Annotated in this window: 22 protein-coding genes; 6 read left to right on the top strand and 16 right to left on the bottom strand. The window is 60.5% G+C overall.

Annotated features, from left to right (window positions below; translation table 11 throughout):
* Nucleotides 1-70: 70 nt before the first annotated feature.
* The 7 genes from ACQY5P_RS19610 to ACQY5P_RS19580 form a co-directional block, all read right to left on the bottom strand.
* A complete protein-coding gene (locus ACQY5P_RS19610; protein WP_428408567.1) occupies nucleotides 71-886 on the bottom strand; it encodes an undecaprenyl-diphosphate phosphatase in 816 nt (271 codons plus the stop codon).
* 73 nt (nucleotides 887-959) lie between these two features.
* Entirely contained in the window at nucleotides 960-1,358 is a 399-nt protein-coding gene (locus ACQY5P_RS19605; RefSeq protein WP_428408566.1) for a response regulator, read from the bottom strand.
* Nucleotides 1,359-1,452: 94 nt separating this feature from the next.
* The gene (locus tag ACQY5P_RS19600; RefSeq protein ID WP_428408565.1) at nucleotides 1,453-2,124 is read right to left on the bottom strand and encodes a histidine phosphotransferase family protein; all 672 of its coding nucleotides are present in this window, start codon (nucleotides 2,122-2,124) and stop codon (nucleotides 1,453-1,455) included.
* Between the two features lie 12 nt (nucleotides 2,125-2,136).
* Nucleotides 2,137-2,352, bottom strand: a complete 216-nt coding sequence (locus ACQY5P_RS19595; RefSeq protein ID WP_428408564.1) for a hypothetical protein — start codon at nucleotides 2,350-2,352, stop codon at nucleotides 2,137-2,139.
* A 330-nt stretch (nucleotides 2,353-2,682) separates the two neighbouring features.
* Nucleotides 2,683-3,033: a YdbL family protein gene (locus tag ACQY5P_RS19590; RefSeq protein WP_428408563.1), complete on the bottom strand. Its 351-nt coding sequence runs from the start codon at nucleotides 3,031-3,033 to the stop codon at nucleotides 2,683-2,685.
* Nucleotides 3,034-3,058: 25 nt separating this feature from the next.
* Nucleotides 3,059-3,262 carry a YnbE family lipoprotein gene (locus tag ACQY5P_RS19585; protein WP_428408562.1) on the bottom strand — a complete coding sequence of 68 codons (204 nt, stop codon included), beginning with the start codon at nucleotides 3,260-3,262 and terminating at the stop codon, nucleotides 3,059-3,061.
* 134 nt (nucleotides 3,263-3,396) lie between these two features.
* The gene (locus ACQY5P_RS19580; protein WP_428408561.1) at nucleotides 3,397-6,210 is read right to left on the bottom strand and encodes an intermembrane phospholipid transport protein YdbH family protein; all 2,814 of its coding nucleotides are present in this window, start codon (nucleotides 6,208-6,210) and stop codon (nucleotides 3,397-3,399) included.
* A 91-nt stretch (nucleotides 6,211-6,301) separates the two neighbouring features.
* Between ACQY5P_RS19580 and ACQY5P_RS19575 the strand changes: the two genes are divergently transcribed.
* Entirely contained in the window at nucleotides 6,302-8,224 is a 1,923-nt protein-coding gene (locus tag ACQY5P_RS19575; RefSeq protein WP_428408560.1) for a peptidoglycan DD-metalloendopeptidase family protein, read from the top strand.
* A 69-nt stretch (nucleotides 8,225-8,293) separates the two neighbouring features.
* On the opposite strand, the gene ACQY5P_RS19570 is transcribed toward ACQY5P_RS19575, so the two are convergent.
* Nucleotides 8,294-8,782: a hypothetical protein gene (locus ACQY5P_RS19570; RefSeq protein WP_428408559.1), complete on the bottom strand. Its 489-nt coding sequence runs from the start codon at nucleotides 8,780-8,782 to the stop codon at nucleotides 8,294-8,296.
* Nucleotides 8,783-9,071: 289 nt separating this feature from the next.
* Between ACQY5P_RS19570 and ACQY5P_RS19565 the strand changes: the two genes are divergently transcribed.
* Entirely contained in the window at nucleotides 9,072-10,358 is a 1,287-nt protein-coding gene (locus ACQY5P_RS19565; RefSeq protein ID WP_428408558.1) for a glycosyltransferase 87 family protein, read from the top strand.
* On the opposite strand, the gene ACQY5P_RS19560 is transcribed toward ACQY5P_RS19565, so the two are convergent.
* Nucleotides 10,359-10,583 (bottom strand): hypothetical protein, encoded by a 225-nt coding sequence (locus tag ACQY5P_RS19560; RefSeq protein ID WP_428410695.1) that lies wholly within the window; start codon nucleotides 10,581-10,583, stop codon nucleotides 10,359-10,361.
* Between the two features lie 459 nt (nucleotides 10,584-11,042).
* Between ACQY5P_RS19560 and ACQY5P_RS19555 the strand changes: the two genes are divergently transcribed.
* Nucleotides 11,043-12,533, top strand: a complete 1,491-nt coding sequence (locus tag ACQY5P_RS19555; protein WP_428408557.1) for a DEAD/DEAH box helicase — start codon at nucleotides 11,043-11,045, stop codon at nucleotides 12,531-12,533.
* Between the two features lie 136 nt (nucleotides 12,534-12,669).
* Nucleotides 12,670-13,734, top strand: coding sequence for a GGDEF domain-containing protein (locus ACQY5P_RS19550; RefSeq protein WP_428408556.1), 1,065 nt, complete (start codon nucleotides 12,670-12,672; stop codon nucleotides 13,732-13,734).
* A 3-nt stretch (nucleotides 13,735-13,737) separates the two neighbouring features.
* Here the strand turns inward: ACQY5P_RS19550 and ACQY5P_RS19545 are convergent, their stop codons facing one another.
* Nucleotides 13,738-14,313 carry a 2-hydroxychromene-2-carboxylate isomerase gene (locus ACQY5P_RS19545; RefSeq protein ID WP_428408555.1) on the bottom strand — a complete coding sequence of 192 codons (576 nt, stop codon included), beginning with the start codon at nucleotides 14,311-14,313 and terminating at the stop codon, nucleotides 13,738-13,740.
* Between the two features lie 108 nt (nucleotides 14,314-14,421).
* Between ACQY5P_RS19545 and ACQY5P_RS19540 the strand changes: the two genes are divergently transcribed.
* A complete protein-coding gene (locus tag ACQY5P_RS19540) occupies nucleotides 14,422-14,772 on the top strand; it encodes a winged helix-turn-helix transcriptional regulator (protein WP_428408554.1) in 351 nt (116 codons plus the stop codon).
* Between the two features lie 3 nt (nucleotides 14,773-14,775).
* On the opposite strand, the gene ACQY5P_RS19535 is transcribed toward ACQY5P_RS19540, so the two are convergent.
* Together ACQY5P_RS19535 and ACQY5P_RS19530 are read right to left on the bottom strand one after the other, a co-directional pair.
* Nucleotides 14,776-15,237, bottom strand: a complete 462-nt coding sequence (locus tag ACQY5P_RS19535; RefSeq protein ID WP_428408553.1) for a DnaJ domain-containing protein — start codon at nucleotides 15,235-15,237, stop codon at nucleotides 14,776-14,778.
* Nucleotides 15,238-15,287: 50 nt separating this feature from the next.
* Nucleotides 15,288-16,166, bottom strand: coding sequence for a division plane positioning ATPase MipZ (locus tag ACQY5P_RS19530; RefSeq protein ID WP_428408552.1), 879 nt, complete (start codon nucleotides 16,164-16,166; stop codon nucleotides 15,288-15,290).
* 108 nt (nucleotides 16,167-16,274) lie between these two features.
* Here ACQY5P_RS19530 and ACQY5P_RS19525 point away from each other — a divergent pair, with 108 nt between their 5' ends.
* The gene (locus ACQY5P_RS19525) at nucleotides 16,275-17,093 is read left to right on the top strand and encodes a hypothetical protein (protein WP_428408551.1); all 819 of its coding nucleotides are present in this window, start codon (nucleotides 16,275-16,277) and stop codon (nucleotides 17,091-17,093) included.
* A gap of 95 nt (nucleotides 17,094-17,188) precedes the next feature.
* Here ACQY5P_RS19525 and ACQY5P_RS19520 read toward each other — a convergent pair whose 3' ends face one another.
* From ACQY5P_RS19520 to ACQY5P_RS19505, 4 genes are all read right to left on the bottom strand, one after another.
* The gene (locus ACQY5P_RS19520; protein WP_428408550.1) at nucleotides 17,189-17,905 is read right to left on the bottom strand and encodes an SPOR domain-containing protein; all 717 of its coding nucleotides are present in this window, start codon (nucleotides 17,903-17,905) and stop codon (nucleotides 17,189-17,191) included.
* Between the two features lie 154 nt (nucleotides 17,906-18,059).
* The gene (locus ACQY5P_RS19515; RefSeq protein WP_428408549.1) at nucleotides 18,060-18,836 is read right to left on the bottom strand and encodes a hypothetical protein; all 777 of its coding nucleotides are present in this window, start codon (nucleotides 18,834-18,836) and stop codon (nucleotides 18,060-18,062) included.
* The gene (locus ACQY5P_RS19510; RefSeq protein WP_428408548.1) at nucleotides 18,836-19,282 is read right to left on the bottom strand and encodes a DUF1489 family protein; all 447 of its coding nucleotides are present in this window, start codon (nucleotides 19,280-19,282) and stop codon (nucleotides 18,836-18,838) included. The genes ACQY5P_RS19515 and ACQY5P_RS19510 overlap by 1 nt, the downstream gene beginning before the upstream one ends.
* A 35-nt stretch (nucleotides 19,283-19,317) precedes the next feature.
* Nucleotides 19,318-20,289 (bottom strand): lysozyme, encoded by a 972-nt coding sequence (locus ACQY5P_RS19505; RefSeq protein WP_428408547.1) that lies wholly within the window; start codon nucleotides 20,287-20,289, stop codon nucleotides 19,318-19,320.
* Nucleotides 20,290-20,692: the final 403 nt, after the last annotated feature.

Below are 20,692 nucleotides of genomic sequence, written 5' to 3'. Positions count from 1 at the left end.
GTCACGGGGCAAAGTCATGGCCAGAAAAGACGCCAATGCCAAGACGTTTTTGCGGCGCTCTCGGGGCGTCTCAGCCTGCAACCAGGCTTCCCGCCATCGCCAGCAGGATGATCCCGAAGATCACGCGGTAGATCACGAAGGGCGTAAAGCTGATGGAGCGCGTAAGTCGCATGAGCGCGGCGATCGCCGCATAGGCGCAGATGAAGGAAAGAACGGCGACGATGAGGGCGGCGGACATGGTTGCGCCCGCGCCTTCGCGCGCAATCTCGATAGCGGCGAAAAACCCCAGCGCCAAAATGGTTGGAATGGCGAGGAGCATGGAAAAGCGCGCCGCCTCCGTCCGCGCCATCCCTAGAAAACGCGCCATGGTCATGGTGATCCCGGACCGAGACACGCCGGGCACAAGCGCGATCATCTGTGCAAGACCGATGGTGAGCGCATCGCGCCAGGTGATGTTTTCAAGCCCTTCGCGCGCGCCCTTGGACCGATCGGCAATCCAAAGCAGAACGCCGAAGAGGATGCTGGTCCAGCCGATCACGATAGGAGAGCGCAACGCGTCGGTGATGTCGGCGAGCACAAAAACTGCGGCCAGGACCAGCGTTGGAATGGTCGCTGCAGCGATAAACAAAAACAGTTTGCGGTCGTCGCTTGCACGGAACCGGATCGTATCGACCCCCCCGCGGAACAGCATCGCCGTCTCCGACCGGAAATAGAGTAGCACCGCCACCAGCGATCCCACATGCGCTGCGATGTCGATGAGCGGACCCTGATCCGTCCAGTCCTTCACAGCGAGCGGCGCCAGTATCAGATGCGCCGATGAGGAGATCGGCAGGAATTCCGTAATCCCCTGAATGATGGCGAGGACGATAAGCTGGATCAGCGACATGGAAGGCAGATAAACCCGTTCGCCATGACGGCACTATGACAATTTGCGGGCAGGACTGATTATTTCAGACCGCTCAACTGTTCGCAGCCTGTGCAATTGGATCGATAAGGCCGATTTCAGCCAGCTTCGCCGCCACCGCGCCCTTGTCGAAGGGCTTGAGAATATGATGGGCCGCTCCCGCCGCCTTGGCGAGCTTGAATTGCTCATGATCGTTTTCCGTCGCACAGAGTATGATCGCCGGACGCTCTCCTTCGAGCGCCGCTGCTTCGCGCAGAAAATCGAGCGCGCCCATGGACGGCAGGTCCCAGTCGAGAAAAACGGCCGCCGGCATTTCCGTCCGGCAATGTTCAATCGCGGCGGATGCGTCAGCCGCGCCTTCGGCGTCCAGTCCCAGATCCGTGATGATGCGCTCGGCGATTTCCCGGATGAGGTCGGAATCATCGACAACAAGGCAAGTTTTGGAGGCGGTCATGACCAGTGAATCCGTTTGGTGAGTCTGCCGCCATTCTGCCCCGCCCACGTTAGCGCGGGATTAACGTCATGGTGAGGAATGTGTTAATCCCGCTTTAAGCTCCAAACGCCGCCCGGAAAACCACCTCTTCTTCGGTCCGATCCACCTTGATGGCGCCGCCAGCCGCGTCGACAAGGCGCGAGGCGATCAGGGCCGGGGTCAATTTAGGCGTGACATCCGTGGCGTCGCCGCCAAGGGCGCGCACGAGATCCTGGTTCAAGAGGAGCTTCTTGCCGGTCGCCTTGATGGTGAAATTATCGATATCGCCCTCGATGGCGACGAGCCCGCCGCGCGGCACGCAATCGGCGGCGGCATAGGCGAGCACCATCAGAACTTTCACCTTCTCCTTGGCGGCAAGCCCCGTGCCGATATCCCATTTCAGGTCCGCCTTGGTGATCTCGAAAAGGTCGGCCAGCGCTTTCTGCGCATCCTCGAGGCTGATCTGGGCGCCGAAGCCGCCCGCTGCGCCATAGGCCAGACGCGCATAGGAAAGGAGCGCAATGGCCTTTTTCGCGCCGGAGCGGATGAGGTCCATAGCCGCCTCGCGCATGGCGCCTTCCATGGAGGGATCGTCCAGCACCTCAAGACCGGAGCTCAAGGCGCCGACAGGATTGATGAGATCGTGACAGACCCGGGACGACAGGAGCGCCGACAGGGCCAGCGCGTCGGGATCATCGCCGTCCGGCGGCGTCAGATCGGTTTGGTCGAATTTCGGAGCTTCGGACATGAACAGGAACTTTCAAAAACTGGCGGCAATCCTTATCCCTGATTCGTCCGCTCCTGACTGCCGCGATTGTTGTGGAAGGCAGGCGCCGCCAGCCGCGCGCCCGTGAAACAATCCCGACTTCGCCGTCGTCTCGATGCTTTTCATCGGCGTTTTTACCGGGCTGCAGCAAAATGTGGCGCCATTTGGCCGTTTCTGCTCAACAGCTTTTGCGGGGATGGTTTTCATCATTGCAATTCGCCTTCCTAAACGCCGGGAGTCATAACGGACCGGACATGCGCGCATGATAATCGAAGGCCGGAAGCGGGGGATAACTATTCACCAACGCTGGAAAATATTGAAGAATTCAACACTTTTGAGGTGTTTTTCCCGTCATCGGGGTGCGGGTTTCGCCGCAAAGAGACTCAAATCCCCATGCTTTAAGCGTGGAGCCAAACTCCCGCCTTCACAGCAGGCGCCGCGCATGCGGATGGCCCAAGGGATCGACGCCATGGTCGACTTTATCCTCGGGCCGACCTGCGGGCCGTGGCGAGGCGCCGCTGGAGAGGTTGCGAGAGAGCGCTAGCGCTTGACCCATTCGCCGGAAGACAGCCGCACGCACTGGCCGCTGGTCGCCTGGTTCATGAGTTTTTCCGCGGTCAGCGCCGCTGTAACCTCGATGGTCACGCCATTGCGCTTGGCGAGATTGGCGTAGACCGTTTTGCGCTGCTGATTGATGTCGCGGATCTCGCGCTGCAATTCCGCGCTCGCGGATTCACCGCTGACGACGCCGAGATAGCCGTCGGCCTGCTCGCCGACAATGCAGTTGTCCTTGGCGTTTTCGACAAGCGCGCTCGCCGCCGAGGCTGCCGGCGTCGCGGCCGCCAGAATAAGCCCCGCAGAAGCGAATGCCATAATAAGCGTCTTTTTCATCGAATGTTCCATGCCGGCGTCCCCCTTAGAAAATGTCCGGATTTTGCGCGATCAGATCCTCGATCTCCCGGTCGAGTTTGACGCGCACTTCCTGGTCGATTTTGACATTGAGATTGACCACAATCGGTTCGTTCTCGTCACCTTTCAACGTGACGGTCGTGCAGGCAAGAAGGGCCGCCGCCGCAAATGGCGCCAGAACGGCCAGTTTCAACTGCTCCAGTCTCATCATCGGGGATCGCCCTCCGCCCTTGGATTTTTGTCGAATCGAATACGCGAACATCTTGCATCCTAGCTCAGCCTCAAGGCGAAAAATAGGCGGAAATATGCTGAAGACCTGTCCGCCCGCGCCATATTTCACCAAGCTTACTGGCTATCTGAAAGACCCTTTTCGATCTGGAGCTGGATATCGCGGGACAGGTTCGCCTGACGGAGCAACTCCAGAAGCGCCGCGTCAAGATTGATGCGGTAGATGACCGGCACCCGTCCCGACGCGTTGTTAAGCGTTACATCACCCGTCCCCTCGAAGTTCATCTGGAATTCCAGCCGGCCATCGAGAGCGCCGTTGACGCTCACTTCAAGCGAATTGTAGCGAAGGTCGCGCAGGATATCGAAAGCGACCTGCGCATCCTGACCCGCTTGCGAGGCAGCTTCCGACGCCTGACCTGCATAGCGGATGACGCCCGGCCCTTCGGACTTGAAGACGCCGTTTTCAATTCTCGCCCGGCCGCCTTCGAAAATCACCGGCAGTTCGCCGCTGATGATGCCTTCACCGGAAAGGCCTTCAATATCCACATATTCGAAAATCTGATTGAGATCGGCGCCTTCCGCGCGCAGCGGGATCGTCGCCTCGCCGGCGAATCCTGCCGTCGCATCGTAAACGCCGAGCGTGCCGCCAAACCATGGGAATGACGCTTCCGAAATGGTGACGCTTTCGTCGCCAGGCATTTCAAAGGTGATCACGCCTTGCCCGAGCTGAAGCGCATCCATATCGACGCCTTCGACGGAAATCGTCTGAAAGCCGTTGGTCGTCACTGGGAATATGTCCGTAAGCTGAATGGTTCCGCTGACATTCTTGGTGCGGGTCACCGCCTGCGTCGGACCGGCGAAGGAAATCTCCCTGAAATCGAGGGTCGCCTCGGAAACAAGCTCTTCGCGTCCCCAGGCGAACCGCACCGTTCCATCCATCTTGCCGTCGGCGTCGTTGACGATGCCTTTCAGCGCCGGCGAAATCCGGTTCGGCTGAAGGCCTTGCGGCGAGAAGGTGAGATTCTCCAGCGTCAGGACCGTTTCGCCGCTGGCGGTTTCCATGTGGTGAAAGCCCTCGCCCGCCCCCAAACGGTAGCCTTCGGGCGTTGTGAGGACATAGGCGAACGCCGCCTCATCATTTTCCAGCGTCGCATCGCCAGACGCGAAGACCGGCGCGATCATGACAAGCGACTGCTCGGGTCCCAGATGCTGCGAAAGCCGCAGGCGGTCGAGCGAGGCTTCGGCGCGCATCTCGGCCGCGTCGAGATCGAACCGGAAATCGCCGATGACGCCCGCCATGCCGAGAGCGTCATTGAGCGTCACGTCGCCATTCGCGAGACCGCCGGTGATCGTGGTGTGTTTCCTCGCCGGATGATAGGCGGCGTCGAACCGCACCACGGGCGGGCGCCCGCGCGCAACCGTTTCGCCAAGCTTGATGAAGCCGCTGCGCGCTGCGATTTCGCCGGACAGCGTACAGGCCGCCTCGCCCGTCCATGTATAAACCAGCAAGGGCCCTTCGGCGTTACACAATGTGACGCCGGTCAAGCTGACATCCAGCCCCTGTTGAGCGATGGCGCCCCGACCTTTCTCGATATTGAAACAGTCGCTCTTGCTGACGACGCTCGCGCGTTGCGCGTTCATGTCTGCGGTAATGTGAAAAGCGCCGTTGAACGGCGCATCATTGATCGTCAGCCGGCCGATCTTCGCCTTGCGCAAGCCGGATTTGACGCCAACATCGGCGGTGAGTTCCGGCCCCTTTGCATTGGCTTCGATAAGAATGCGGCTGCCGTCAAGCGACAACGCATCGGAGGAAAATTCCGCGATCTCCAATGGCGCCGCAATCCGCCAGGCGCCGCCCTCTCGTTCAATATCCGCCGCGCCTGTCGCATCGGCGCCGTCGCTTGAGAGCGCAAACCGGAAAGACGAGATTTCGCGATCCCCGCGGCGTGCATAAAGCGGCGCATTTCCCTGCGGCGCCAAAGTCAGCGAGGCGCCGTCAGGCGTCGTCATCGCCAAAGCGTTTTCTTCTTTTGAAAGCCGCAATTCGAACCCTTCCGGGTCAAAAGCGATGTCGACGGCGCCAGCGAGCGCTGCACGCTGCAATTTCTCCCCGAAGATCGTTTCCATTTGCGCAGCGCTAGTCACGGCCTGGAGATCTACGTCGCGCAATTCGATCTCCGGCGCCGAGAAACGGATGTTCGCCTCGCCCGCCAACGCGGAAGCGTCGCCTTTTGCGGCGTCGCTCCAGGACCCGCCTTTGCCCGTCAGGGAAATGCTCACGCCGTTTGCAGCGGCGGCTGTTGCTTCGATGTCGCCGGCGATTTGCGCTTCAAGAGAGGCTGCGCCATCGGCTGACAAAACGAGATGCGCGTCGCTTTCAACATTCTCGAAGAGATATTGCTTCCAGCGGAGACTGTCCGAGGACAATGCAACGGATGCCTCCCCGCCTTCGCGCACATCGTAATCCGCCGTGACCCGCCCGCGCGCCGTCCCTTCCGGCGCGTCGACAATGACCGCGACATCGCTCACAGCCAACCGGTCGAACGGCAAGGCGCCGCCTTCCCCGCCGCCGCCCAAAGAAAGGCCCGGAATGGATACGCCGCCGTCGTCGCCAATGTTCACGCGCAAGACGCCGGGCCCGGCGCGCACAGCGTCGAAGGCGCGTTCCTTCCAGAGCCGGCTCAGATGAAAATCCGCTTCGACCACGTCAAACGAAACGCCTCGCCCCCCCGACGGCCCTGCGGCGACATTTTCGAGACGGATGCCGTCAAAGGTTAACGCGGCGACGCGCGCTTGCGGCGCCTCAAGTCCTGCCGACGCCATGGCTGTCCGCACAGCCCACCCCGCCAGCGGCAGGCGCAAAAACCATATAGCCGCCGCCAGGACGACCAGGAGCGTCAGCACAATCGCCAGATACCGCGCCGCCCGCATGGTGTTACCTTACCCCCTCAAACACGACCGCTGCTTTTCTCTATTGATTAAGGACAATTTCGTCTAATGACCTCTGCGCAGCGCCCACAGCATGCAAAAAATTGCGGGCTTTGGCGAGGCGTGCGAGGATAAGGCGCGGCATGGCCTGTGCAAGGCGACCGTGGCGCAAAAAGCGACGGCAAGAGCACGGATGTCGAACGAGTTTGTTCATACAGGTCAGACGTTTACGGGACAGGGCGACGCCTATTGCCCGCTCGAGCGCAAGCGCCGCGGTCCGGCTGCGCTTTTCGCCGCGCTGACGGTGATGCTGGCCGGCGGCGCCTTTCTGGTGTTTTCCGCCGCCTCGACCCCGACCCGGCTGCCCGAAACGCCCCTCGCCTCGGCCTTGCCTGTTGAAGCGTCGGCCCCGGAAAGCGCCGTTAACCAGCCTGCTGTTGCGCTCGCCGCAAAGGCCCCAGAGAAAAACACGCTCGAAGCCGCGCTCGCCGAATCCCGCGCCGCGCGCGCGCCGTTGGGACTGGACGGGGGAGAAGAACCGCTTCCGACTCAAGAACTGACGCCGCGTCTCAAACCCGGTCCGGAAATTGAAGTCGCCGCTGCTAAAACCGAAATCATCGAGACCGCCGGCGTGGCCCCAAGTCTCAAGCCCGCGGCTACTCAGACTACGAGCGCTGGGCCGCGGCCCGTGAGCATGCTGCAAGTCGCGCAGACCCAGCACATCAGCGCCGACGATGCGCCGCCGCCCTTCTTCTTCGCCAGCGACATCGCGCGAAACGATATTGTCAACGTCGCGCCCGCCGTCGCCCTCGCCGCCGACATGGCGCAGGCCCCGGCGGAGGTCGTCGTAAAACTCAAGCGCGGCGAGAATTTCGTCGACGCCCTGAAACGCGCCGGCGTCTCGGCCGCGGACGCCAACACCGCCGCCTACGCCTTCGGCAAGCATCAGGATCTGCGCCGCCTGTTGCCGGGTCAGGAATTCGCCCTCACCGTCGGCTGGCCGAACCAGACCCTTTTCGAGATCGCCGCGCAGCACTCGGCGCCGGAGGCGCGGCTTCTCGGCCTCGAATACCGCGCCGACGCCGAAAACCGCGTTGTCCTGAAACGCGTGAATGGCGGCGAAATGGCGGCGGAAAAGAAAACCGTGCCGCTGACGACGCGGATCATGTCTATCGCCGGGCGCATCAATGGCAGCCTTTATCTTTCCGCCAAACATGTGGGCGCGCCGGACGAAGTCATCGCCAATCTCGCCGACGCTTTTTCCTATGACGTCGACTTCCAGCGAGAGATTTTCGGCGGCGACGAATTCGAAGCGATTTTCGAAGTGCGCTATGACGATCAGGGCAAACTCGTTTCCACCGGCGACATTCTCTACGCCCGCCTCAACTGGCGCGGACGCTCGCGCGAGAAAGGCTATTATCGTTTCCTCGGCGAAGACGGCCGGCCGGATTTCTACGACGCCACGGGACAAAGCGCGAAGCGCCTTCTGATGAAAACGCCCATCGACGGCGCGCGGCTGTCTTCGGGCTTTGGCACGCGCAAACATCCGATCCTCGGCTACCGCAAGGCGCATAAGGGCGTCGATTTCGCAGCGCCGCGCGGCACGCCGGTCAAAGCCGCAGGCGACGGCGTCATTCTGCGCGCCAATCGCTACGGTTCTTTCGGCAATTATGTGAAAATCCGTCACGCCAACGGCTATGAAACGGCCTATGCGCATCTTAACGGTTTCGCCCGCGGCATGCACGCCGGCAAGCGCGTCCGTCAGGGCGACATCATCGCCTATGTGGGCACCACGGGACGCTCCACGGGCCCGCATCTTCATTACGAAGTCCATTTGCGCGGCACTGCGGTCAATCCGCAACGCTTGAAAATCGACACCACGGGCAAAACCCTGGAGGGCCAGGCGTTGGCTGAATTCAAGGAAGAAAAGGCGCGCATCGACGCCATGCGCATGCCGGAGGAAACCCGCGAGGCCCTTTACGCGCGGGAGGAAAATTCCGCGCAAGGCGCGCTGTAAAAGGAAAACGCCGCAGACCTTAAGCCTGCGGCGTCTCACGCTGAGCGAAGAAACCTCAGTTCAACAGCCTTAATTCATGGGGTCGTCGAGATCGTCGGCCGCGTCTTCGATGTCGTCGCCGGCTTCCTCGAGGGATTCTTCGGTTTCGTCGGCCGCTTCATCCATGGCGTCTTCCGTGTCATCGGCAGCATCTTCCACCCAGTCGCCAGTTTCATCGCCGGCTTCTTCAAGGTCGTCGCCGACGTCATCGCCGACATCCTCGGCCCAATCGCCGGTTTCGTCAGCCGTCTCTTCCACCTCGTCCCAGGCGTCATCGCTATCGGCGCTTTGGGAAGCATCGGCGTCAATATCGCCTTCGCCGCGCGGGTCGAGATTAGAGTCGTCATAAACAGGCTCGCCTGCGCCCGTCTGCGTTGTCATTTCCAAGCCCGACCGGAAATCGGCGAGCGCCTGCGCATTTAAATCCTCGGCGCTTGTTTGCGCAGAAGCGCCGGCCAGCGCGAGGGGCGCGACGAGCATGGATGATGCAAGCAATTTCAATTTTTGAGGTTTCAACATAGAGGCGGTCTCCATCTGACTTCGGATGGTTAACACAGGCCTTACGCCCCGGTTCCCAGTTGCGCACGTCGTCCATGGCGTCGTCCACGACGGTTAAGCCCCTATGTTATGCTGCTTTTTTGGACTTTTCGGTCATCAATATACTGAATGTTAATGTCGGCGTATGGTTGGAAGGCCGCTGCGCATAACCGGAGAAAGGCGGGTGACTTTCCGGCAAAACATTTCATGATGGCAATGGACGCAACATCGGGGCGATGCTTCCGCGCGCTCCATGAAATCGGAGGCTGTTTTGTCCTCACAAACGCTCTCGAAAGGCGGTATTGCGCTCGACAAACATTTGCGTTTGCCGCTCACCATCCTGTCGCCGGCGACCTTTGCGCTCGCACTTGCCTGGATGGCATTTGAGGTCGGACCCTATTGGGACGTCGCGGGACCAGACATCAAATATTTCTGGCTTGCCGGTGAGTTCTGGACCGCAGGCCTGACGCCCTACGATAAAGCCTTCACGGCGAGGCTCACCGAGATAACCGGCATAAACGGCGGCGCAGGCGCATGGAATTACACGCCCAACTGGTATTTCATTTCGGCGGCGCTCGGACAAATGGATCTCCTGACCGCATCTCGCCTGTGGCTGGTTATGAACGCCGTCATGTTGCTGGGCGCTAGCGCGCTTAACGCCGCCGCATTTCGGCCAATGGGTGAAAACAGTGCGGTCCTTGCGCCCGCGGCGCCCATTAACCGGCTTGCCGCCATTCTGCCCCTGCTCGTTCTCTTCTTCCTTCACGGCGCGTATATGGGCCTTAGTCAGCCAGCGGGAAAAACGCTGGAGCTGGGGCAGTCTTCGATGCTCATCTATTTCGGTCTCAGCCTTTTGATCTGGTCGATCTTGCGTGAACGTCTCTATGCAGGCGCCGCAGGCCTCGCGATCGTTATGCTGAAACCGCAATTCGGCGCGCTTATCGTAACGGTTCTGCTGTTTTCAACATTGGGCAGACGCATCACCTTCGTGGCAGCGATCGTCTCCATACTCATGGCGCTGCCGGCGTTTCTCGTTTCGCAGCCCTTAGAGCTCGCATCCGATCTGTTGCACAATCTCGGCCATTATGACGGCCAGATTTTCAATACCGCAGCTTCCACGACGGGACTGCGCAATCTCGTGTGGACACTTGGCGGCGACGATATCGGCATGATGAGTTATCAACTTATGGCGCTGGCGTTCATCGCATGCGTCGCCGCATTTTTGTATTTGCGCCGAGGGGCGCCGCCGCGAACCATCGACATGGTGATGTTCGCCGTGGCGGCCGCGCATGTGTTCGCGCCATACCACTATTACGATTTTGTCCTTATGGGCGTTCTGATTTACTTCTGCGCGTCCCTCCGCACAGCGCCTGCCTTGATCTGCATGGCCGCGTTTTTGTTGATTATGCGCGCCGGCAATCTGCCAAATCTTCCCTCGCTTCAGGGCGAAGGCGTGATGGCCTATGGCGGCAATCTTTATATGACCCTCGCTGCCGGCATGATTTTGATTGTTATTCTGCGCGAGCTCTTCCGGAAACCGGCGCAGCCAACCGCATGATCACGGCAAGCCCGGGAATCTCTCCACCATCTGGATTTTGAGGTCGGGAAAGCTCGATACATACTGGATTTTGAGGTCCGGAAAGCTATCGACGAAGCGCCATTGTCCGCAATCGTCCGGAAAACTGTCGACGATTTGGACGTTCAGATCTGGAAAGCTGTCGACAATCTCCAAACGGATATCCGGGAAGCTTTCAACGACCTGAACGTCTCCATAGAGCGGCAGGCCGTTAAAGGCGCAGGCTTCGCGGTCGAGCCCTTCCGCCGCGGCGGCGTTCGCCGGGAAAAGAAGAACCCAACCCATCAGGGGCCCGAAATGTGTCGTGCTGAGACGGCGCATGTGCGGATTTTAGGCAACATCGGCGCCCCGGACCAGCCGACTATAGGGAAAAACACCCCGAAATCATTGACACTGAGGGGAAAGCTGCCTACTTCCCGGCTCGCAATGCTGCAATGCAGCGCGCGCAACCGGCCCGGTATGAACACTCATTCCCGGGTCCCACAATAAGACGCAGCGCCATTTTTGCATGTGCATCCGGCCTCAGGCCCATTGCCAATGATGACGCATCGTTTCCACGGCGGAAGAGCGGGGCGTTGGAGAGAAACAATCCCCGCCGATGCGACAGACGGCCAACCGCACCTGAACCAGGGCGCATAGCCGTCGAAAAAACCTAACGGAGACTCGATGTCTTTTGCTGATCTCGGCTTATCGCCGAAACTCCTCGAAGCTATTGCTGCGGCTGGCTACGAAAACCCGACCCCTATTCAGAAAGAAGCTATTCCCCCTGCGCTGAAAGGAAGCGATGTCCTCGGCATCGCCCAGACCGGCACCGGCAAGACCGCCTCTTTCACCCTGCCCATGATCGAGCGCCTGTCTAAGGGCCGCGCCAAGGCGCGCATGCCCCGCTCGCTCGTGCTTGCGCCCACCCGCGAACTTGCTGCGCAGGTCGCAGAGAATTTCGAGAAATACGGCGTCAATCACAAGCTTTCCATGGCGCTGCTGATCGGCGGCGTTTCCTTCGGCGATCAGGATGCGAAGCTCATGCGCGGCGTCGATGTGCTGATTGCGACGCCCGGCCGTTTCATCGATCAGTTCGAGCGCGGCAAGCTGCTCTTGAACGGCATCGAGGTGATGGTCGTCGATGAGGCTGACCGGATGCTCGATATGGGCTTCATCCCGGACATCGAAAAAATCTTCAAGATGACGCCGATCACCCGCCAGACGCTGTTCTTTTCAGCGACCATGCCGCCGGAAATCCAGCGCATCACGGATCAATTCCTTCACAATCCCATTCGCGTGGAAGTCTCGCGCCCGGCGACTGCAGCGACGACGATCACGCAGAATATCGTCCGCGTGCCCGGCAAGGACGACAAGTTAAAGCGCGCAATTTTGCGCGAACTTCTGCGCCAGGATGACGTCAAGAACGGCATCATCTTCTGCAATCGTAAATCCACGGTCGATGTGGTGGCGAAATCGCTGCAAAAGCACGGCTTCAACGCCCGCCCGATCCATGGCGATCTCGCTCAGGCGTTCCGCACGGAAACGCTCGAAAAATTCCGGACCGATGAGGTGCAGTTTCTCGTCGCCTCTGACGTCGCTGCGCGCGGCCTCGACATTCCGGCAGTGAGCCATGTGTTCAATTACGACGTGCCGATCCACGCGGATGACTATGTCCACCGCATCGGGCGCACAGGACGCGCCGGACGCAAGGGCGCCGCGATGATGCTGGTCACGCCCGCGGACGGCAAACATTACGACGCCATTCTGAAAACGATCGGCGCCGAGGAGATCGAAGCGCTCGATTTCTCAAAATTCTTCGATGAAAACCCGGTGCAGGAGAGCCGTTCGCGCGGCGGCAGAGACGCCAAAGGCGGCAAAAACGCCAAAGACGAACGAGGCGGAAGCCGACGCTCCTCGCGCCGGAGCGGACGCAAGCCGGAACAATCCGGCGACGCGTCAGAGACAGAGGTCTCGCAGCCCGAAAAATCGCTGGAGACGGCAGCGCCTGAAGAAGTGGAAAACGCGCCTCAAAAATCCGCTAATCGCAGAGATAGCCACGGATCCTCGCGCCGCCGCGGCGGCGGCGACAGTCGTCCTTCCCGGCGCCGCGATGAGGCAGTCGTCGGGCTCGGCGACCATGTCCCTGCCTTCCTCACCCGCGAGGTCGCGCGTTAATCTCTGATTAATCGCCGCCCCTATCAGCAAGGGTTTGCCTACATCCTCACAAAAGGTTTTAGGCAATCCTTTACGCCGTTGGCCTAGCCTCAGCCTTAACGGGGAGAACTACCGGTGTTGAGCACCAAGGGGCGTCATGGCTTTGAATAGTGAAACTTCGCATCACTGCGCAGAGTTGGCGCTGGCTGCGTTGAGAAAGACCGGGCTTGCCGCGACGCCGCGCAACTATGAGCTATGGTATGCGCATGTCGAGGGGAAAAATCCGGCCCTTTCCGCGCATATCCAGAAGGCGATGGACGCCTCCGGCAAAGTCACGCAGGAAAAGGCCGACGCGCTTTACCACAAGCTCGTCCAGCACGCCGACATATCCAATGACGTCATCGATCTGATGACGCGCTTCCATTCGGAAGTCGCGGACCTCTATGAGGTCGTCGAGAAAACCGGTGAAAACGCGCACGGCCATTCGGAAAAGTTGATTGATATTTCGGATCAGCTGCGCGATTCGACGGAAAAATATCCGGCCGTGGGCGCGCTCCTCGAAGGCGTCATCGCCGTGGCGAAGACCATGCGCGAGGAAAATGAATATCTCGAAGAGCGCCTCGCCGCCTCCATCGAGGAAGTCAACAACCTCCAGCGCGACGTTGAATCCATTCAGCGCGAGGCCATGCAGGACGCGCTGACGGGAGTCGCCAACCGCGCCACTTTCGACCGCTCGCTCGAAAAGCATATGAGCGAGGCGATGGAAAGCGGCGAACCGCTGGCGCTCGTGCTTGGCGACATCGATCACTTCAAGACCTTCAATGACACTTGGGGCCACCAGACAGGCGATCAGGTGCTGCGCCTCGTCGCCGAAGTCATGAACGCCAACGTTAAGGGCATGGATCTTCTCGCCCGCTATGGCGGCGAGGAATTTGCGGTCGTGCTGCCGGGCACGTCGCTGGAAAACGCCCACAGGGTCGCTGAAAAGATCCGCGTTGCTGTTGAATCGCGCCGGCTGCGCAAACGCCGCACCGATGAGGATCTCGGCATGATCACCATGTCCATGGGCGTCGCCCAGCTTCGGGCGAAAGACACCATGGAAAGCTTCATCGAGCGGGCTGACGCCTGTCTTTATGCGGCGAAAAGCTCCGGCCGCAACCGGGTCACCGACGAGAAAGAATTGAAGGGACCGGCGGCGGAAGCCCAAAAAGGCGTCGCCTAAGTCCTAAACGCCCGCATCCTCAACCAAAAGATCGAAGCGGTCGTGACCCCAATATTTCTTGGCGCCCATCACCGCGAAGGGAACGCCGAAAACGCCGTCCTCGGCGATCAGCTTCCGATGGCGGCGCATTTCCGCAGATACATCATCATCCTCTTGCGCTGATGCGACAGCGGCTTTGTCCCAGCCGATTTTTTCCGCGCACGCTTCCAAGACCGAGAGATCGGATACATCGCGGCCCTTGCCCCAGCGCGCATCGGAAACGGCGATGGCGTAGTCGAGCCCCTTGCCGTCACGTTCCGCCGCGACCGCCGCCTTGTAGGATGGCGCGAGATCGACGTCGAAAGGCTGCGGCGGCTGGATGGGAAGACCCATGCGCATGGTCATCCGCGGCGCATCCTGCAGGTAGTAGGAGAGCTTTAAGGGGTTCGCCACGGGGTCGTTGAACGACACCCCTTCGGGCGGCCCCGTAAAGGGAATGAGCGCCGCCTTAATCCCTTCGCGGGCCAGAATATGAAGCCCCAGGCGGGAATAAGGGCTGCGAAACGAGTGATAAACGCGGATCGAAGGCGTCTGGGTCATGGGTCTCTCCTTTTTCGGCCGCACCGAGCCGGCTCAGTAACTTTTATTTTGCAAGCTACTGCGGCGCAGTTTAACTTGCAATTTAAAAGTGACTCTCAAGGATTGCCTGTGCCCGACCCCGCCGCCTTCAACCGCTCCCCTTGCCCGCTGGCGGTGACGCTCGACATTCTCGGAGACAAGTGGTCGCTGATCGTCATCCGCGATCTCTTTCGCGGCGTGAACCGCTACAATGATTTCCTGAAATCGCCCGAAAGCATCACCACAAACATTCTCGCCGACCGGTTGAAACGTCTCGAAGAACACGGACTGATTTCAAAGTCGGCCTATCAGGAAAACCCTTTGCGCTACGACTATGCGCTGACGAAAAAAGGACGGGCGCTGGGGCCGGTGCTTCGCGAGATTGTCCATTGGGCGAACGCCCATTACCCCGATACGGTCAAACCGTTCGCTGTTAAGTAAGGATCAATCGCCAAGCTTGCGCAAAAGATGGTCGCGCGCTTCGTTGATCTTGGCGGCGAGATAATCCGTGCCCCCCTTGTCGGGATGAAGCTGCGACATCAGCCGGCGATAAGCGGCGCGCACGTCCTCCGCGCTGGCGCCCGATTTGAGGCCGAGGATTGACAGCGCTTCCTCCTCGCTCATGCGGCGCGCCGGCGGCGATGGCGGCGCCTCGTCCGTTTCCGAAGGTCCAGCACGGGCGCGCCAGGCCTCTATCGCAGTCACGCCGCCGACCGCCAGCAGCACCATGAACGCCAGCGGCCACAGCTTCGCAGCCAGAAGCGCCGCCGTGAGCACAAGCAGGACCACGAACTTCATGATTGTCATGGAGCGTTCGCCGCCCGCCTGGCGGTTCCCGCCTAAACGGAAAAGCAGCCAGCCGGCGGCGGCGAAGGCGAGAAACAGCGCGATCAGGCCAAGAGACATAAAGCCAGCATAGCCGCGGCGTTAGAGGAGAGCGATGCGAATAAACCGGATCAGGCCGCGGCGGCGTTCTTTTTGCCGCCGTTTTCGGCCTTGTCGCTGTCTTCAGGCTTCTCCGCCGCCGGATGGTCTTCCGCCGGAAGCTTGAGGGAAGCCACCAGAGAGCGGATCTCGAGCCGGGCGGTCACATGGCTCATGGTGGAAAGCCGCACCGGGGAATCGACGCCGCCGAGATCGAGCAGGGTCAGCCCGATGGGAAAGAGCTCGCGATAGATCACCCGGTCGCCGAAACCGCGCGCGAGCCGGAACCCGATGCGCGAGGACAGCTCCTCCAGCTTGTCGCCCATGGTCTTTTTGTTGCGAGCCCGCGTCGCCGAAAGCCGGTTGCGCATGACGATCCAGTCGATGCCGCCGCGCACGCCCATCAGCGCGCGCTGCTTGCGCGCGGTCCAGACCATCTCGCTGTAAAGGCTGGGGCCCAGCACCTTGCCCGTGCCGGGGTCGACCTTCGCAAGAAGATCGAAATCGACGAAACTGTCGTTCAGCGGCGTCACGATGGTGTCGGCATGGAGATGCGCGAGGCGAGACAGATGGGTGTTCGCGCCGGGACAGTCGATCACCACGAAATCGCAGCCCGCGAGGGATTTCAGCGCCGCCTTAAGGTTTTCCGTCTCTTTCTTCTGGGACTCCGCGCGGCTGTCGAGGGACGACGGCTCGACCGTCACTACCGTCGGAAAAACAAGCTCTTTTCCCTTGTTTTCACAGAACTTTCTTCGGTTCTCCAGATACCGGCTCAAACTGCCCTGACGAAGATCGAGATCCATCGCGCCGACCTTCTTGCCGGACCGCAGAAGCGCGACAATGAGGTGCATGGCGGTCGTCGACTTGCCCGAGCCGCCCTTTTCGTTTCCCAGAACAATTACGTGAGTCATTGAAAGCGTCCGCTATCGGCCCCGAGAAAGGCCGTGTTTGTCTGATTTTGCTTACGCATGGGAAACTTCTCCCCGTGTAATTTCGACTGTGAGACGATTCTGAGGCTTATGGCGATAGCGAAGACATCCGGCCTGAGGGTGGCGCTGAGCCTCGCTCTGGCGCTCCTTGCAGCCACGCCCGCTTTTGCGGATATGGGCCTTACTCCCCTGCGTCAGGTTCTGAGCCAGGACAATCCCGAAGCTGAATTCACCGTCTCGAACCCGTCCGACAGGATTATGGAAGCCACCGTTTCATGGACTGATTTGGCGGCGACGGAAACCGGTTATGCGCCGGCTGCGCCGGAGGACCGCGCCGCGCTGAGCGCCGCGCCGTGGCTGATCGTGTCGCCGGCCCATTTCCGCCTGAAGCCCGGCGCGCGCCAGACCGTACAGGTGCGCATCAAGGACGGCGCAACGCTGCCCAAGGGCGAGCGGCGCTCGCACCTTCTCATCGAAACCGAGGCCTCGCGTTCCGCCATCCGCAAGGCGAGCGCCGGCCTGCAGGTGGATGTAAGCCTTGGTTTGTCTGCGCCGGTGATCCTGCGCAATGGCGGCAAAGCCGACGCAAAGATCGCCGACGTCAGACTGTTGCGAGACGATGAAGGCCTCCTGATGCTCGAAACCGCTATCGAACCGAAAGGCGAGTGGTCGAGCTTCGGGCGGCTGATCGTCACCTACACGCCGGAAGACGGGGAGAAACAGCTGCTGGGATTGCGTGACAATGTCGCCGGCTTCACCGATGCGGAACGCCGCAAGGTCACCATCCCCTTCGGTTTCGTTTCGCTAGGCGCAGGCGAATTGGTTGTGCGTTACGAGGGCGCTGCGGAATTTACCGGCGTCATCTTCGACGAGCGCGCGTTCGACATCGCCCCGCCGGACGGAAGTTAGAGCGTTTAAAGGAAAAACGGCTCTCGGTTTTCCGTCTTAAACCGCGCCCGAAAGAATCTAGAGCATTCGGAGAGTTAATAGAGCGTCAGAATGCTCTAGCCGCCGTTTTCGGCAAGCGACAGGCGGTCGCCCTCAAAGCTCGCGACAGAACAGAATAGACCCTTGGCCTTCAACTCGCCGCAGAGAATTTCCGCCTTCTCTTTGGACGCAAAGCCGCCGCCGATCAGCCGAAGGAACCGCCCCTTCTCTTCTACATCGACGCCTTCCACGCGCGGCTCCAGAAGGCCGAGTTCATCGGGGTTTTCGCGCTGCAACTGGCGCCAGCCGGCCCGCGCTTCCTCCATACGGCGATAGGATGCCAGATGAACGCCGAATAGAACGCTTTCGGTTTCGATGTCGCCTTCGGCTTCATTTTCGAAAACCGTTTCGTTCGACGCGAAAGTCGGCTGCACAAGCCGGGGCGAAGTCTCCACCGGCACATCGGTCCTGGCGAGCGCCGGCGACGCGGCGTCATCCACCACGGCGTTGGGACGCGGTTCGCCGTTATCGGCAATGACTTCAGGCGCTGGCGGCAATTCCGGCGCAGGATCTTTCAACTCCGGTGCCGCGTCGCCGGCCTCAGCCCGGTCGCGCTCGCGTTTGAGCGCCAGCACTTCGTTCGAAAGCCGCGCGTTCTGCGATTTTAATCGCGCCAGTTCGGCTTCGAGGGCGGCGACCTGCATCCGGGCCGACGCTATCTCCTCGGGGTTTTCAGAGACGGCTTTTCCGCCGCCGCCCGGAAAGGACGCACAGGCGGAGACAAGTCCCAGCATGAGGAACGTCCCGAGGTATCTAATGAATGGCAAGGCCCGGTTTCTCCCTGAGAAATCAGAATCGCCCCATATATTAAGCATCCCGCACGCCGGGTCCAATGTCTTGACGAAAAAGCTGAAAAAAAGCCGCAAGCGGCAGCCGGCCCAGCGTTTTTTACAATCCCGGGCCCGCTGCTTTCTCACGGCCATATGACAGTGGCGTGAAGGAAAGCGCCGCTTCGGCTGTGTCTTTCTCAATCAGGCCGGTATCGTAAAACGCCGCCGTGCCGCCTTGCGGCGCGGCCGCCGTGAAGGCAAGGATTTCCTCGACGCCGTCATTGTCGAAATCCGCATTGGCGATTTCATGAATTTGAACCCGCATGGCGTCCGACGAAATCCGCCATTGGGCGCCGTCTTTTTCAGCGCCGAGACCGCCGTCGCCCAAGGTCACTTCGCCGAATTGCATACCGGCGGCGAGAGTCTTCATCTCTTCCGGATCGGGCGAGCCGTCCGTAAAAAACGATTCCTTCGCGGGCTGCGCATCGGCGAGCGCCGCAAGAACGCCGCAGGCGCGGGTGAACCAGGCTTCGCGGCGCATGTCGCGCGAGGTCAGCGCATACCACCCGTCAAAGCTCAACTCGCTATATTCGGCGCAGGTGCGTGTTTCCTTCGGCGCGGCGCTCATATCCGTCGGATGGGTGAGAGACACAGTGACAGGGTCGCCTTCGCTGTCTACGACCTGTCTGTCGCGCAGTTCCGCAAGCTCTTCGGTCGAGAAACATTTCGCGGAAACCCCTTCGACCAGAGCAAGATCGTCTTTGAGGCAGATTTCGCTGGCCGCGACGCGCGATCCTTCGGCCGTTTCCTTGTCCCGGTCCGGAACCGTCAGCACCGCCACGCCGGCCGCTCCCGCCGCCGCCGCGCCCATCACCAGAGTTTTCATCATCTGCATTACAAGAGTCCCAGTTCTGCGAGCTTCGCCCCTAATTCCGGCGGGGGTCCCTTTCGGCCCCTGCCCTTTAGATTTTGCCCTTTCAGATCTTGCGGCGCATCTTCTGCGGGAAGGTACCGCCATCCTTGAAAAGCGCGCCGCGGCTGCGGCTCCGTCAGCACATAGGCGGGATCGAGCAGGATCGCCGTGCGTTCGATCTCATCCTTCCCGGTCCGTCGTTCAAATCCGATAATGTTCTGACGCGCGAGGATGACGCCCCTGATGACCCAGTAAATGGAGCCGCCTTCGAGAAGCTCCTCCTCCCGCCGCGAATGCATCCGCGTGACGTGATCGTGCACGGCCCCGAGACCCGCCTTCTTGTTCACCTCGCAGCGATAGTCGATGCGCGCGGCGAGATCGTCGACGCTGTCGGCGCCGGCGCATAATTTCACAAGATGCAATGTCATTCCGGCAAGCTCGACTTCAACCTCGAGGGGCCGGGCTATTCCGCCACGCGCAATCGCGCAAGGTCCCGCGCCCGCTGTCGCTTGAGATCGTGCCGCGCCGCACGTTTCACAAGAATGTAGAGAATGAAATACGACATCGCGGCGCCGATGCCCGAAAGCCAGATCGGCAAATTCTCAAAGATCGCTGCAAAGCGCTCATAGCTGAGACCGATCGCTTCGGCGATCCCCGGCGCTTCCTGGCCGAGAAGCAGGATGGCGCCGACGCCGGTCATGGCGAAAGCAAGCAGGCCGGCCAGCAGCGCGCCCACGGTGACGCCCATGTCGGCGCGCTCTTCGGCCTTCGAGATGATCATCTTTGACGGGTCGCCGGAAAGCGCTTGCGTCGCGGCAAACAGCGACCGCGTGCGCGCCGCGCGTTCTTCAGGGGACAGCGACTTGCTGGCGTCCTTTTTGTAGTCTTTGAAATCGACGAGCGGTTTGGCGTTGTAGACCTTGTCCGAGATGAACTCCGGCTCGCATTCGGACGCAGGATGAACGTCCGAGGACGGAACAACGAGGGCAGCGTCCGTCGGCATAAGGAACAAGGACTTCTCCGCCGCGCGCCGGCGCACAAGACCGTCAAGCGTTGCAAGTTCGTTATTCACGAAAGCCTTGGTCCACAGCTCGAACGCATTCGCTGCGCCGATCTTGTCGCCGGCGTTAAGCTTTCGGAGCACCGTCGAGCGGCGCCAGTTGTCTTCCCCAATATTGAAGATAAGCGATACGAGCGCATCATGCTCGTTCTGGTTCAACGGCGCGCGCACCGTATCGCCAATCAATTGTTCGATGGGTTTCACGTCGTCTTTGAGGAGACGTTCGGCGTCACCCTCAGTGACGCTCATGCCGTGACGCGCCGTCCCGGTGTGGCCGTAGCCCACAGTCCATTGTTCGGTCGGGGCGTAATGCGCTGACATGCGCAGGCCCTCATACCCCTTGATCAGATTAAGACCGGTCTCTCCCGTCCGCATCAGACCCGCTTCAACCCCCTCTGAACCTCGACTTTGCCTACAAGACCACTCAGGAAGCCGCGCCCCAGCAAGGCCACGCCTTGCGACTCCCCCGCTGATCGCCGTTAACGATTCCTATCACGGGAGGGCCGGATTGGGTAGCCGGAGGGCCCGATCCGGCGGAATTTCAGCGCAAGGCGGCGCCGAAACGGCACAGCAGGCAGGGGCTTTTTACCAGACCGTAGCGTCATGATTTTCCCCAAACCCCGCAAATCTCCTACAACTTACTGAAATACAACCTGTTTTTTGACTTCTGATAAGCCGGGGCCCGGCCGATTCTGGCACAAGACTTGTGAGTGGGGCCTTGGGAGAGCCCCCGCGTCCCGCAAAAAGTGTTAATATCGGTCCGGGGGCGTATGAAGGT

The organism is Hyphococcus sp., from assembly GCF_965267305.1.
Taxonomy (GTDB): domain Bacteria; phylum Pseudomonadota; class Alphaproteobacteria; order Caulobacterales; family Parvularculaceae; genus Hyphococcus.
This window is presented reverse-complemented; position numbering and strand designations above follow the sequence as displayed.